We start from the raw sequence: 14,830 nt of genomic DNA on the forward strand, positions 1-14,830 counted from the left end.
TCAAGCAACCCACGCAATCCATTGTTTTCGCAGCGAGAAGAGCATTACGCCTCCCGCGATGATTTTGATGATTAAAGCCAATTGTAAACCGCTCGTATCGTCCCCGAACATCGCCGAGTACAGCTCGGGCATAAACCATGCCGCAGCACCGGCAATGAAAAGAATCGAAGCCGACGATTTCGACCAGCGCTGGACGAACCAGCTGCTCCAGCCGAATACGAATGACAGCGGCAGCCAGTACAGCTGAATTTCATACCATTTCGGCTCATCCGTATTGTTCGACAGCAGCCAGGCATATACAAGGAACGAGGCCATCCAACCGCAAAGATGCAGCAGCGGTATTCTTGCGCCAATGCCGAACGCTACCCATACGAGCGCGCATGCCGACAAAAGCCCTGCTTTCCAGCCCCATTCATGCAGCTCATGCAGATCGAGCATATAGAGGCCTGAGCCAAGCATCAGCAGCATGCCCGCCCCAATAAAAATTAGTCCCATAGACTCATTTTTGTGGCGATACTTTTGACCTATAAGCAGCATGGCATATACGCCTGACATCGACAGTGCAATTTGCAATAGCGGATGAAAAACGTTAAAATAAAGAACAACAAAGCAAATCAAGGAAAAAATTCCAAATGTAAGGAGCCACTGTTTCGCCGAAGCTCCCTTAACGACAACCGCTGCTCTACCCGTGAATGTCGTCGGCGTACGGGTTTCCCCTTCGTCCAAATACAAATTAAGCAGGAAATCGCAATATTGCTCGGGCAGCAATTTCGTTCGCTGCCAATGTTCGATTTCTTTCACAATCGCTCTGCGGCGTTCCTGATCCATATCGGCCTGTTGTCCCTCACTTTGAACGTGGTGATGGCATGCTTGAAGCTATAGCGGTGCAGCACTGAACTTCCAAAAAAGACCTTGCTGCTTGCGCAGTAAGGTCTCGAAGGTTATTCTAGGAAATCCTTCAGCCGCTTGCTGCGGGAAGGGTGACGAAGTTTACGAAGCGCTTTTGCCTCGATTTGACGAATCCGTTCACGGGTGACGCCGAACACTTTGCCGACTTCTTCCAAGGTGCGCGTACGGCCGTCATCGAGTCCGAAGCGAAGGCGAAGCACGTTTTCTTCACGCTCGGTGAGCGTATCCAGCACGTCCTCCAGCTGTTCCTTCAAGAGCTCGTAAGCCGCCGCATCCGCCGGAGCAAGCGCCTCTTGATCCTCGATAAAGTCGCCCAAATGCGAATCGTCTTCTTCCCCGATCGGAGTCTCGAGCGAAACCGGCTCCTGCGCGATTTTCATGATCTCCCGAACCTTCTCGGTGCTCAGATCCATTTCCGCCGCAATCTCTTCCGGGCTCGGCTCGCGGCCCAGCTCCTGAAGCAATTGACGGGATACCCGAACGAGCTTGTTGATCGTTTCGACCATGTGAACCGGAATCCGGATCGTACGCGCTTGGTCCGCGATGGCGCGCGTGATCGCTTGTCTGATCCACCAAGTTGCGTACGTACTGAATTTATAACCCTTCGTATGGTCGAACTTCTCAACTGCTTTGATCAAGCCCATGTTACCCTCTTGAATCAAATCCAAGAAGAGCATGCCGCGTCCAACGTAACGTTTCGCGATGCTGACGACGAGCCTGAGGTTTGCTTCAGCCAGTCTGCGTTTGGCTTCTTCGTCGCCATGCTCGATGCGTTTCGCCAGTTCGACTTCGTCATCGGCAGACAAGAGCGGTACGCGGCCGATTTCTTTCAGGTACATCCGTACCGGATCGTTTATTTTAATGCCGGGCGGTAGCGCCAAGTCATCATCGAAGTTGAAGTCGTCATGCTCGCGTTCCTGATCATCCCGGTTGCTTATCGGAAGATCGTCGTTCTCGTTCACGACTTCAATGCCGATATCGTCAAGCTGTTCAAAAAACTCATCGATTTGTTCCGGATCCTGATCGAACGGTGAAAGCTTCTCCATAATTTCTTTGTACGTAAGGGAGGATCTCTTTTTACCGTGTTCAATCAGCTGTTCTTTGACGAGTTCCAGCTTCTGTTCAGTATCCAATTCAGTATGTTGATCATTCGCCATATTCCGACTCCCTCCTCCCTAGAACGATCATCCTACCGACCTTTAAGCTGTCTCTCTAGGGCTATAATCTCACTTGCAATTTGTGCCGCTTTCAGCATGTCTCCCGACCGTTCCGCACGCACCATGGCTTCTTTTTTCTGTTCGATCTCGCGAAGCTTAGGTACTTTAACGATTTCATTCACGTAATCGTCGAGCAGCTGCTCGTCGAATGGCATGTCATCGTCCATCATCAAGATGGAAGCGGCGGCCCGTTCGAGACGGTCATCCTGGAGCGATGCAATAAACCGGCTAACATCCGGATCATGGCCTTGCGCATAATAAGCGTATAAGTAAGCAGCAAGCGCTGCGTGATCCTCGACATGAAAAGCTTCTCCAAGCTTTTGGTGCACGGAATTCGCGATGTCCGCGCTTTGCAGCATTTGCGCAAGAAGCTTGCGTTCGGCTACCTGATACGCGGGCATGACGTGCGGTGCAGAGGATGTACGACGGTTTTCACGGTTTTCATTCCTACCATTATTCCACGAATTGTCGTTATTATCCCTTTGCGGTTTCATTTTTTGAAGCTGCTGCCGCTGCGCAAAACAGTCTTGCTTCAATGAATCCAAAGACATATCGAACTCGCGGGACAGCTCTTTCAAATAAAATTCCCGCTCAGTCGGTGAATCCAGTACAGCAATGATGCGCACGGCTTCAAGCAAGTAATTTTTCTGTCCCTCTTCTTCTAGGAGTATATGGTTTTTCTTTGCATATAGTAATTTAAATTTTGTAGCCGAAACCGGATGTTCGATTACCTCTCGCATGAACGCCTGCGCGCCCTGCTGTTCGATATATTCATCCGGATCCATGCCTTTGGGCAGCAGCGCTACCTGCACCCTCAGCCCCGCTTTCTCCAAAATCGGAATCGTCTTCAGCGCCGCGGCTTGTCCGGCATTGTCACCGTCGTAACAAATGACGGCATCGTCCGCATTGCGCTGCAAAACCGCCGCGTGCTCTTCGGTCAAAGACGTGCCCATGGAAGCGACTCCGTTGTGAACGCCGGCGCTCCAAGCTTTGATGACATCCATATAACCTTCAAAAAGCACGACTCGCCTGCTCTTGCGAAGCGCGACCCTGGCTTGGTTAAAGTTATACAGATTCCGGCTTTTGTTGAACAGCATCGTCTCCGGAGAGTTCAAATACTTGGGCTGTCCCTCTCCGAGCATCCTTCCGGCGAACGCAATGACTTTGCCGTCGCGGTTCCAAATCGGAAACATGATTCGATCCCGGAAGCGGTCGATATACCCGCTCTTGTCTTGCTTTCCGATCAGCAGTCCGCCCTTCTCCATCAAAGAAGAGTCGAACTCCCGTTTCTCCAGAAAGCGTGCAATCAAATCCCATTCCGGAGGCGCATAGCCAATTAGAAATTGATCGATCTGCTTATCCGTCACGCCGCGTTCCCGCAAATACTTCAACGCAGGCTGACCGTGCGTCGTATTCATCAGCAGATAATGATACATCTTGGCAGCCAGTTCATGGGCTTGAACCAGCTTGTCGCGTTCTCCGTTGCCTTCGTTCCTTGCCCCATCCTGCGAACCGGACCATGCCATCGGAATTCCGGCTTCTTCCGCCATGACGCGAATAGCTTCGGGAAACGAATACTCTTCGATTTCCTCGATGAACTTAATGGCGTTGCCGCCTTTGCCGCACCCGTAACAATAGAAGATTCCCTTCTCCGGGGTGACCGTAAACGACGGCGACTTCTCAGAATGAAACGGGCAAAGCCCTTTCAAGTATTTCCCGTGCTTCGAGAGGTGAACGTACTTTCCTACCGTTTCGACGATATCGTGATGCTTCAGCACCGCTTCAATGACGGAATCCGGTATTTTCTCGTAAGCCATATACTTCACCTTCATCCTAAATGACAAGTAATACTATTCGCTACGGTTCAGCATTTTCCTGCCGAGATTCCAAAACTTTTGTCAGCTTTTGCTGAAAACGGATTCGGTCTTCGTCCGTCATCGCTTTGGGTCCCTTCGTTCTTCCGCCTCCCCGGCGCCGCTTCGCAAGCTCGTGCCTGCGCTCCATCAAGTAGTCGATGTTGCTGTCGTCGTATTGCTGCCCTCGGCAAGACAAGGCAATGGATCCTTTAGCAAGCACGATCGTTGCCAAGCCAAAGTCCTGCGTCACAACGATATCGCCGCGCTTAATGTGATTAGCAATGTACAGATCAACGGATTGGTCGCTTCGGTCGACTTGCATAATCGATACGCCGTTCTCGGCCTGCAGCCGATGATCATGCGATGCTACCATAAGAACCGGCACGCCGTGAGTTCGAGCAATTTCGACAATTTCCCGTTTCACCGGACAAGCGTCCGCGTCGACTACAATCGTTGGAATCGCCGTCAAATTTGCACCACCGTATCCTCATGTAACTTCCGTACTATTATATACGGCAAATAACCAAAAAATCCTGCATATCGCCTTAAACGGATTCCACGTACTCCAAAATGAGGCTCGCGGTCTCTTCGACCGCTTTATGGGACACGTCGATGACCATGCATCCGATCTGTTCCATGATGGATGCCGCAAATTGCAGTTCGAATTCGATTCGCTCCGTCTTCGCGTAGGATGCGCTGTCCGGCAAGCCCAGCGCCTTCAGCCGCTCTTTCCGGATGCCGTTCAAGTAACGAACGTCGATCGTCAGCCCGACGACCTTCTCTTTCGGAATTTGAAACAGCTCGGGAGGCGGCCCGACCTCCGGAATCAAGGGCACGTTCGCGACTTTAAACTGCTTATGCGCCAAATACATAGAGAGCGGCGTCTTGGAGGTGCGCGAAACGCCGACAAGCACGATGTCTGCTTTCAATATCCCCGTCGTATCGCGCATATCGTCATACTTGACGGCAAATTCCACCGCCTCGACCTTGCGGAAATAGTTTTCGTCCAGCACATGGTTCAATCCCGGCTCTTGACGGGCCTTGCGTTCCGTCTTCTTCTCCAGGCTCTGGATGAGCGAACCAAGCAAATCGATCGCCGTGACTCCGTACTGTTCCGCAAGCTCGACCATTCGTTCGCGCAAGCCGGGAAGAACAAGGGTGTATAACATGATGGCGTTATGCTCTTTAGCCAGTCGGACGAATCGTTCCAGCGATGCTTCGTCATGCACGAACGGCGCGCGGCGGATATCGGTCTGGATGGGATGGAACTGGGCCACCGCAGCCCTGACGACAAGCTCGCCGGTATCGCCGGCGGAATCGGAAACGACATAAATAATCACTTCAGGCTGCGAATCGGCTGCCATTTCAATCCCCTCCTAATCGCTTTGAAACGCTAATCGTGACGGTAATTCAGTATTCCACAATGCGCGTGTTTCACGAAAGCTTTAATTAGTAACGCATTTTCGAGCGTTTTGTTTCGCACCGCACGTTGTGTTTGTTCCGCAAAGCAATTTCAAGCGGTTGTTTCGCTTCGCAAAAGCGCTTAGTTCCACAAGCACTTACCACAAATCTCTTGCCACAAAGCACTTACCAGACCAATTTCGCGAAATCCGCTACCTGCGTAACGCTTCCCGCGATCGACGCGAGCGTCGCCAAGCGGTTCTTTCTGACCGCTTCGTCTTCCGCCATGACCATGACAGAGTCGAAATACGCGTTGATCGGCGCCTTCAGCCCCGCCAGCTTAGCGATAGCCGCAGCTGCGTCGCCCTGCTGGACCAATCGCGTAACGTCATCGCGCACTGTCGTCCACGCGCTGTAAAGCGCTCCTTCTACATCGTCCGCGAACAGGCTTGGATCGACTTCGTTCGACGCTGCTGCCTTCGAGGCCAGGTTGCATACGCGGCCCAGCGCATCGACAACGGTCTTGAACTCTTCGCGGCGGTCGCCCGCGGCTGCGGCAGTTACAGCCGCCGCGCGATCGACCGTTTGGCGCAAATCGTTGTAGCCGACAGCCATGACCGCGTCAACGACATCGTAACGCACGCTTTGTTCCGTCAGCACGTTCTTCACGCGGAGGGCAAAGAACTCGTACAAGTCTTTACGCACTTCGTCCGCATTGCGTTTCATTCCGCGATCGCCGTGTACTTCCAGCGATAAATCGAACATCGTGCCGAGCGGCAGCTTCAAGCCGTGCGCCAGCACGATTTGAACGATACCGGCAGCTTGGCGGCGAAGCGCGTACGGATCTTGCGATCCCGTAGGAATGATGCCGATGGAGAAACAGCCGACGATCGTATCGATTTTGTCCGCCAAGCTGACGACAGCGCCAACGATGGAAGCCGGAGCGCGATCGCCGGCAAACCGCGGCTGGTAATGCTCGTTGATCGCCTTGGCAACGGCTTCGCGTTCGCCGGCTTTGCGCGCATAATCTTCGCCCATGATGCCTTGAAGCTCAGGGAATTCATAAACCATCTGCGTAACGAGATCGAATTTGCAAATCGCTGCCGTGCGTGTCGCATCCGCGGATGCTTCCGCGTCCATGCCGAGCGCACTCGCTAACTTGCCCGTTGTAGCAACGATCCGGCGAACTTTATCCGCTACCGTGCCGAGCTCTTCATGATAAACGATGTTCTCCAGCTTCGCCAGCGCATCGTTAATCGCAAGCTTCTGATCCTCGGCGTAGAAGAATTTAGCATCGGACAGGCGTGCGCGAAGCACCTTCTCATTCCCTTTCGCGACGTTCTCGATGGACGTCCGGTCGCCGTTGCGGACCGTTACGAAGTACGGAAGAAGCTTGCCGTTGCCGTCCAGCACCGGGAAGTAACGCTGATGCTCGCGCATCGACGTAATAAGCACTTCTTGCGGGATATTCAGGAACGATTCATCGAATGTACCGAACAGCACGTTCGGATATTCAACGAGGAATACGACTTCTTCCAGCAAATCTTCCTTGATCGCGATATGCCAGCCCTTCTCGGCAGCCAGCGCGTTGATTTGCCCGACGATCAGCGATTCGCGTTCCGCCGTATCCGCGATTACATGCTGTTCTTTCAGCCGGGACACGTAATCCGCAGGAGAAGGAATCTCCGTCTCCGTACCGAGGAAGCGATGACCGCGCGTCGTTCTGCCGCTCTGAACAGCCGTGATTTCAAGAGGCACGATCTCATCGCCGAACAGGGCGACAAGCCATTTGATCGGACGCACGAACCGCAGGTCATAGCTGCCCCAACGCATGTTTTTCGGGAACGACATCGACGTAATCAGCGATGTCAGCCCTTCTGGCAGCACATCGGCCGTTACCGTTCCGATGCTGCTCTTGTTGGCGTAGATATATTCAACGCCGCCCACTTCTTTGAAGAAGAAATCGCTAGGCTCCACGCCTTGGCTCCGGGCGAAACCGAGCGCGGCTTTGCTCCACTCGCCTTGCTCGCTCAGCGCGATTTTGCGGGATGGTCCCTTTACTTCCTCGCTCACGTCGGCTTGCTTCTCTTCAACGTCGCGAATCAACAACGCGATACGGCGCGGCGTGCCGTAGGCTTCGATTTCGCCGTGACCGATGCGGCTCGTTTCAAGCCACTTGGCGGTTTTCTCTTTCAATTGATTCATGGCGCCGCGCACGAAACGGGCCGGCACCTCTTCAAGTCCGATCTCCAGCAGCAAATCCTTAGCCATTGACGTTCACTCCTTTCTTCAGCAGCGGGAAGCCGAGGCGTTCGCGCTCTTCCAAATACGTAGCCGCGCAGGCACGCGCCAAGTTCCGGACGCGCATGATATAGCCTGTACGCTCCGTTACGCTGATTGCGCCGCGGGCATCCAGCAGGTTGAACGTATGGGAACATTTCAACACGTAGTCATAAGCCGGGAATACGAGTTTGTGCTCCATCGTCTTCTTCGCTTCTTCTTCGTACATGTTGAACAGCGAGAACAGCATCGCCGCGTCGGATGTTTCAAACGTATATTTGGAATGTTCGAATTCCGGCTGCAGGAATACGTCGCCGTAAGTGACGCCGTCTACCCACTCTAGATCGAACACATTTTCTTTCTCCTGAATGTAGGAAGCCAAACGCTCCATGCCGTAAGTAATTTCCACGGCGACCGGATTGGCATCGATGCCGCCGACTTGCTGGAAATACGTGAATTGCGTGATTTCCATGCCGTTCAGCCACACTTCCCAGCCAAGGCCCCAAGCGCCGAGCGTCGGCGATTCCCAGTTATCCTCAACGAAACGGATATCGTGATGAAGCGGATCGATGCCCAGACGTTTCAAGCTTTCCAAGTACAATTCTTGAATATTGTCCGGGGACGGTTTCAAAATCACTTGGAATTGGTGATGTTGATAAAGACGGTTCGGATTTTCCCCGTAACGGCCATCCGCGGGACGACGCGAAGGCTCCACGTACGCCACGTTCCACGGCTCAGGTCCGATCGAGCGCAGGAACGTCATCGGATTCATGGTTCCGGCGCCCTTCTCCGTATCATACGGCTGAACAAGAATGCAATTTTGTTCCGCCCAGAATTGCTGCAGCGTCAAAATCATGTTTTGAAAATTCATGTCCTTCTTCTCTCCTTTAGCGATAGTGAATCTGTGATCCCCTTGAAACTCTGATTCCTTCCGGTGCTTGCGACAAGCGGGAAAAACAAAAAAAGCTCCCGCCTCTACGTCTGGTCTCAGACATAGGGACGAAAGCTTGAGCTTCCGCGGTTCCACCCTACTTGGCTCTCGAACCTTCAGTCCGTCTTGCTTGAACGGACCGCGGCGAGAACCCGCTTTTCCACTTGCCTTAAACTCCGGAGCGCCTTTCATCGAACGTGTCCATCCGGGCTTCCACTACCCCCGGCTCGCTTGTTACGGACGACGAATGTCGACTACTTTCTCCATCATCGCTTGTTCATAATAACCTATCTTAGCAATTTCAGCTCTTCGTGTCAAACAAAGGGTGCCTCAGCATCTTTTAGATCGAGTAGCGGTCCATCTGGTCCAGAAACGAACGCGATTTCAGCGGAATTCCGATGTGCGCATCCATTAACAGCCGCATGGCTCCTTTAAGCTGCTGCTTCGTTTCATCCTTAACCTGGATGTTTCCGAGGCGTCTTAAATCCATCCGCTGATAGAGCCTAAGAAGCTTCAGCGCGCTTTCGCTCAGCGGGAACGCTTGCGCGTCCTTATACGTACAGCGGCTGCACAGCACTCCCCCGGCATGCGCGCTTAGCGCCATCGCCCCGACCGTATTCCCGCATGAGACGCATTCGCCGAATTCCGGTCCGTACCCTGCCGCTTGAAGAATTTTCATTTCGAATAATTGAATCGTAACTAATAAGTCCTTGCCTTCGGCGAACGCATTCAAACAGGCTTTCAACTGTTCGTATATAAAAGCGCTCGCATCCTCTTCCTGCAGCGCGCGGTCAACCAACTCCGCGGCATAGGAAGAATAGGCGGTTAAGTCCAGTTGTTCACGCAAAATATGGTGAGATTCGATAATCTCACCATGCGTCAATGTCCCCAGCCCGCTATTCCGAAAAAAAAGATACTCCCCATGCGTAAACAGCTGCGAAAGGGAGCCATGTCGGCTTTTAATCTTTTTCGCGCCGCGGATGATGACGCCGGCTTTGCCGTGCGTGTTCGTTAGCAGCGTGACGATTTTATTGCCTTCCCCGTAATCCATGCTGCGGATGACGATTCCTTCAACCCGCACCTGCATGAGCCTCTCCCCCAAACTCTCGCGTACGGCCTCCGAGTTGCCTCTTATGAAGTGCCGTCGCTTTCGGACGCTTCTTCCCCTTCTTCATCATGGGAATCGGCGTTTGTCTCTGCTTGCTGCTCCATCTCCCGGTAAAGCATGAAAGCTTCCACATCTCCGGTCAGCGTAAAATACTTCCACGAAAAATTTCGCATTCGTATTCATCCTTTCCGCGCTCAAGGTGAAACGGCCTTCGCCGTCCTGTCGGCCGGCGAAGCACGTTTCATTCCGGAATGTTGCTCACGGATTAGGATGCGATGTAGAGGGGCAGCTTATGCCCGCCAAAATATTGACATTTCAGGCGCGAAGCGGAATTAATCGTTGCGGAAGCCGAGGTCCTTGAGCACCCGCTCCTGGTTGCGCCAATCCTTCTTCACCTTGACCCACAGCTCGAGAAACACGCGCGAGCCGAGCAGCGTCTCGATGTCGCGGCGCGCTTCCTTGCCTACTTGCTTCAACAGTGCGCCCTGCTTGCCGATGACGATCCCTTTCTGGGAGTCGCGTTCGACGTAAATGACGGCGCCGATATAAACGACCCCGTTCTCCTGCACTTTCATGTCTTCGATCGCCACAGCGATGGAGTGCGGTACCTCCTCACGGGTCAGATGCAAGATCTTCTCGCGGACAAGCTCGGCGCAGACGAACTGCTCCGGATGGTCGGTTACTTGATCGGCCGGATAATATTGCGGTCCTTCGGGCAAGTAACCGGCAAGCACTTTAAGCAGCGTATTGACGTTATTGCCTTCGAGCGCGGAAATCGGAACGATCTCGGCAAAGTCATGCAGATCCTTATATTGCACGATGAGCGGAAGCAGCGCTTCCGGTTCGATCTTGTCGATTTTGTTCATGACGAGAATGATCGGCGTTTTGACTTTCTTCAGCGCTTCGATGATGAAGCGGTCGCCGCCGCCAAGTCCTTCGGATGCATCGATCAGAAACAATGCCGCATCGACTTCGCCTAACGTGCCGATGGCGGATTTCACCATGAAGTCGCCCAGTTTAGAGGTCGGCTTATGGATGCCCGGCGTATCGAGGAACACGATCTGAGAGTTGTCTTTCGTATAAACGCCGTGGATTTTGTTCCGCGTCGTTTGCGGCTTATCGGACATAATGGCGATTTTCTGGCCGATGACTTCGTTGATCAAAGTCGATTTGCCAACGTTCGGCCTGCCGATGATCGCCACGAAGCCGGAATGGTACTTATCTTTGGATCCTTTGGAACCTGTTGTCGTTGTTGCTTTCATAGGTGGTCTAATGTCCCCTTCCAGGCATTAAGCAAATAAATTAAGCTTTGTGTAATTGCGCCGACGAGAATGCGCCCGGCAGCAGTTCGGCAACCGTCGATATCCGCCAGTCGCCTTTCATATTCCCCATGATAACGGGCATGTCCGGCGGGCAAAGCTCAATGAGCACCTGCCGGCATACGCCGCAGGGCGTAATCGGATCGTCCGTTTCGCCGACGACCGCGATCGCTTCGAAGCTGCGTGCCTCGTGACCGTCTGCGATAGCCCGGTACAATGCCGTGCGTTCCGCGCAGTTCGTTGGACTATACGCCGCGTTCTCGACGTTGCAGCCGGCATGAACGCCGCCTTCCGCATCCAGCAGCGCTGCGCCGACTTGGAAATGCGAATAAGGCACATAGGCGCGTTTCCGCGCTTCGATGGCGCGGTCCATCAAGTGACGATAGTTATCGGGAAGTGTTTGCTTTTGATTTTCGAAGTTTTCGGACATCACGTCATTCTCCCAACTTTAAGGCAGCACATGCGGCCCGAATACAAATAATCCAACGATAACGGCGGTGATCGCCGTTATCAACACCGCTCCGGCCGCCGTATCCTTGGCCGCTTTCGCAAGCGGATGCTCCTGCGGACTCGCCAGGTCGACGACATGCTCGATGGCGGTGTTCATCGTTTCGGCTGCAAGCACCATGCCTTGAACGATGACGATCGCCAGCCATTCCAATCGCGAAAGGCCGATCAGCAAGCCTGCCGCATTCACGACGATGGCCGCGGCGAGGTGAAATTTCATATTCGCCTGTGAGCTCGCGGCGCTTCGAATGCCGCTCCAAGCGAAGACAAAGCTCCGCAGAAACCGGCTCATTAACGGGTTAAACCTGCTTGAAGCAGTACCGCTTCCTGCTTGCGGGTCATCACCGCTTCGCTCTCTTCATCCTGATGGTCGTAGCCGATCAAGTGAAGAAACCCGTGCACGAACAAGAAGCCGAGCTCCCTCTCCAGCGAATGGCCGTACTCCTCGCTTTGCAGCTTCGCGCGTTCCGCGGAAATAATGATATCGCCCAGCATGCCTTCGTACGGAATCGGATCATTCTCGTCTTCCACTTCGTAAATGATGCCGAGCTCTTCGTCGCTCTCTTCCTGCATCGCGAACGAAAGCACGTCCGTGGGACGGTCGATATTGCGATACTCTTTGTTCAACTGATGAATTTCTTCATCGTCGACGATCGACAGCGTCACTTCGCCGTCCGTCAAGCCTTCCGCTTCGCCCGCAAGCTGCAGCAGCTTCTCCAATACGCCGATGAAGTCTTCGGAAATCGCCACTTTGTCTTGATCATTGCTCCAGTCCAACTGCAAACTCATGCCAGCCGCTCCTTTGGTTTCACGTCTTCCGGATATTCGATGCGCGAATGGAAGATACCGATAATGGTCTCTTTCAGCGTTTGCGCAATTTTATCGAGTTCTTTCAAGGTTAGATCGCATTCGTTGAATTGGCCATCGTCCAGACGGCCTTTGATGATTTTGTGAATCATCGATTCCACTTGCTCCATCGTCGGACTGCGCATGCTTCGTACCGCGGCTTCCACGCTGTCGGCTATGCCGACGACCGCGGCTTCCTTCGACTGCGCTTTCGGGCCCGGGTAACGGAAGTCCGCTTCCGTGAAGTCAGGCTCCAAGCCCGCTTCTTCCGCCAGCTTCGTCGCTTTGTGGTAGAAGAACTTCAAGAACGTCGTGCCGTGATGCTGTTCCGCGATATCGCGAATCGGCTTCGGCAGCTTATGGTTCTTCAACATCTCCACGCCATCGCGCGCATGGGCGATTATGATGGATTTACTCAGCTTGGGATCGATGGAATCATGCGGATTTTCATAGTTTGTCTGATTTTCGATAAAATAACTAGGCCGCTTCGTTTTTCCAATATCATGATAAAACGAACCTACGCGGCACAGCAGGCCGTTCGCGCCGATCGCTTCGGCCGCCGCTTCCGAGAGATTGCCTACCATGACGCTGTGATGGTACGTTCCCGGCGTCTCGGTCAGCAGCTTGCGCAACAGCGGATGGTTCGGATTGGACAGCTCCACCAGCTTCAGCGCAGACAAGATACCGAAGGTCACTTCGAAGAACGGCATCAGACCGACGACGAGAATCGCCGTCAACAGTCCGCTCGCGAAGGCGAATGCCACGGTCATGATCAGATCCGTCTTGCCCGGCAGCTCGCCGAGCAGTAGGATTGCAAGCACGGAAGCGGAACCGAACAGGCTCGCCATAATGCCGGCTTTCAGAATCGTCGAGCGCTGGCTGGCCCGGTGAATGGCGAAGATCGCCGCGAACGAAACGACCGCCGTCGTAAACCCGTAGTTGAAATCGAAAATCCGTCCGGATTGCGAATTGAAAATAATGCTGCTCACGATCGCGAACACAAACGAACTCACCACCGCCAGCTGCACGTCCAGGAGCATCACGATCAACATCGCTCCCATGGCCGTCGGCGCCAAATAGCCCACGTACGGCATCGTCTGCGTCTGCGTCAGCTCGATGATCGACATGGCCAAAATATTCAACACGTAGATCAGCAGCAGCATCGTCAGCTGTGCGTTGCTGTATCCCGTCCGCGTGCCGCCGCTTAAATTCGATGCTCTCTCCAAATAGCCGTAGATGACGATCAGGAACAACACCGAGAACAAGAGCAGTCCCAGCTGCGGCCAATCGTTCTGCTTGGATTGCAGCAGGCCGAAGCCCGATAGGCGGTCATACATTTCCTTGTTAACGACTTCGCCCTTATGAAGGATAACATCCCCTTGCTTGATCACGACCGGCGCGGTGTTCTCTTTGGCCGCGACGCGGGCATCGCTTGTCGCCTGCTTATCGAGGAATTTGTTCGGCATGATGGCATAACGAACCAGTTCCTGCACGATTTCGCGCGACTTGCGTTCGCTGAGCGTGCTGGCGTTAACAAGCTCCGCTACCTTCGTCCGGGCCGTCTCGGCCTCGCGCAGAGAATCGCCCATCAGCTTGTGGACGATCGATACGGCTACGAGCTGCATGTCGCCGAGCTGCACGGGCGTCAGCTGCGGCATTTTGTAGAACGTTTCTTCAGGGATGCGGTAAGCTTGATCTTTGACCACGTTGGACATTTCCTCGAGCAGCGAGTCGTTGTACGTTCCGTCGCCTTTGTTTGCCCTTACGAATCCGTCCACGTAATCGATATACATCTGGGGAATTTCGCTGCGATAAATCGATACTTTATTCTCGATCGTCACCTGATCGTCCAGATTCAACTGCTCCATGCGCGTGAACACTTGCTCCAGGAGCGCTTCACTGTGGAGGGCTACGATGGAATAGATCGGTTCGACCTGCTCGGCGGCCGTTTCCCGCGCTTGGAGCGTCGCCTTCTCGTCGTTGATCTCCATCGGCGCTTCAATATCGCGGTCGCTCGCTTTGTTCAGTTGAATGTCATACGTTTTGGGAAGAACATGCGGTGCCAGACTAAAATAAAAAAGCAGAACGAACAGAAGCAGCAATACCCAGCGAACGACGCCGCTTTGCTTCCATCCACTCCAACCGAAAGTCTTTGCTTGATCCTGACCAATCTGTTGATTCGCCATCGTTGCTATCCTCCTAAACCTGCATCCCCCTAATCCCCCGAACTTCTTGGGACCTGTTTAAGGGACTTCGTCCCTTGGACCCTGTTTACGTGTGACTCGAATTCTTATTTAGATAATTTAAAAACTTATTAAAGCGTTTCGCAACCCCCTAAATCCCCTTGCCTAAGGGGGACCCCATGGACTCCGTCCCTGGACCCGGTTTGGGCGTGCCTGCTACTTGGCTTCTTCGAACTTACTTTGGTTGTAGGCTCGTTTTCGTCCGCTTACGCG

Annotated in this window: 14 protein-coding genes; all 14 read right to left on the reverse strand. The window is 53.5% G+C overall.

Translation table 11 applies throughout. The annotated features are described in order from the left end of the window. Positions 1–495 (reverse strand): hypothetical protein, encoded by a 495-nt coding sequence (locus GZH47_RS34020; protein ID WP_225446374.1) that lies wholly within the window; start codon positions 493–495, stop codon positions 1–3. Positions 496–941: 446 nt separating this feature from the next. Beyond that, complete coding sequence (gene rpoD, locus GZH47_RS05875) at positions 942–2,066, reverse strand: RNA polymerase sigma factor RpoD (RefSeq protein ID WP_162639146.1); 1,125 nt, start codon at positions 2,064–2,066, stop codon at positions 942–944. 32 nt (positions 2,067–2,098) lie between these two features. Continuing rightward, the gene (dnaG, locus tag GZH47_RS05880) at positions 2,099–3,943 is read right to left on the reverse strand and encodes a DNA primase (protein WP_162639147.1); all 1,845 of its coding nucleotides are present in this window, start codon (positions 3,941–3,943) and stop codon (positions 2,099–2,101) included. Positions 3,944–3,983: 40 nt separating this feature from the next. Beyond that, positions 3,984–4,451, reverse strand: a complete 468-nt coding sequence (locus GZH47_RS05885) for a YaiI/YqxD family protein (RefSeq protein WP_162639148.1) — start codon at positions 4,449–4,451, stop codon at positions 3,984–3,986. 76 nt (positions 4,452–4,527) lie between these two features. Continuing rightward, positions 4,528–5,346: a pyruvate, water dikinase regulatory protein gene (locus GZH47_RS05890; protein WP_162639149.1), complete on the reverse strand. Its 819-nt coding sequence runs from the start codon at positions 5,344–5,346 to the stop codon at positions 4,528–4,530. A gap of 223 nt (positions 5,347–5,569) precedes the next feature. Then, on the reverse strand, positions 5,570–7,654 hold the full coding sequence (gene glyS / locus GZH47_RS05895; RefSeq protein ID WP_162639150.1) for a glycine--tRNA ligase subunit beta: 2,085 nt from the start codon (positions 7,652–7,654) through the stop codon (positions 5,570–5,572). Beyond that, positions 7,647–8,534, reverse strand: coding sequence for a glycine--tRNA ligase subunit alpha (gene glyQ / locus GZH47_RS05900; protein WP_162639151.1), 888 nt, complete (start codon positions 8,532–8,534; stop codon positions 7,647–7,649). Before glyQ ends, glyS begins: the two co-directional genes overlap by 8 nt. Positions 8,535–8,934: 400 nt before the next feature. Then, the gene (gene recO / locus GZH47_RS05905; RefSeq protein ID WP_162639152.1) at positions 8,935–9,681 is read right to left on the reverse strand and encodes a DNA repair protein RecO; all 747 of its coding nucleotides are present in this window, start codon (positions 9,679–9,681) and stop codon (positions 8,935–8,937) included. 44 nt (positions 9,682–9,725) lie between these two features. Beyond that, on the reverse strand, positions 9,726–9,875 hold the full coding sequence (locus GZH47_RS05910) for a YqzL family protein (RefSeq protein WP_162639153.1): 150 nt from the start codon (positions 9,873–9,875) through the stop codon (positions 9,726–9,728). 159 nt (positions 9,876–10,034) lie between these two features. Next, positions 10,035–10,964, reverse strand: coding sequence for a GTPase Era (era, locus tag GZH47_RS05915; RefSeq protein ID WP_162639154.1), 930 nt, complete (start codon positions 10,962–10,964; stop codon positions 10,035–10,037). Between the two features lie 40 nt (positions 10,965–11,004). Further along, positions 11,005–11,451, reverse strand: a complete 447-nt coding sequence (gene cdd, locus GZH47_RS05920) for a cytidine deaminase (protein WP_162639155.1) — start codon at positions 11,449–11,451, stop codon at positions 11,005–11,007. An 18-nt stretch (positions 11,452–11,469) separates the two neighbouring features. Then, positions 11,470–11,820: a diacylglycerol kinase family protein gene (locus GZH47_RS05925; RefSeq protein ID WP_162639156.1), complete on the reverse strand. Its 351-nt coding sequence runs from the start codon at positions 11,818–11,820 to the stop codon at positions 11,470–11,472. Next, positions 11,820–12,317, reverse strand: coding sequence for an rRNA maturation RNase YbeY (ybeY, locus tag GZH47_RS05930; RefSeq protein ID WP_162639157.1), 498 nt, complete (start codon positions 12,315–12,317; stop codon positions 11,820–11,822). Before ybeY ends, GZH47_RS05925 begins: the two co-directional genes overlap by 1 nt. Further along, entirely contained in the window at positions 12,314–14,560 is a 2,247-nt protein-coding gene (locus GZH47_RS05935) for an HD family phosphohydrolase (RefSeq protein WP_162639158.1), read from the reverse strand. The genes ybeY and GZH47_RS05935 overlap by 4 nt, the downstream gene beginning before the upstream one ends. Positions 14,561–14,830 lie beyond the last annotated feature (270 nt).

Source organism: Paenibacillus rhizovicinus (genome assembly GCF_010365285.1).
Lineage (GTDB): Bacteria > Bacillota > Bacilli > Paenibacillales > Paenibacillaceae > Paenibacillus_Z > Paenibacillus_Z rhizovicinus.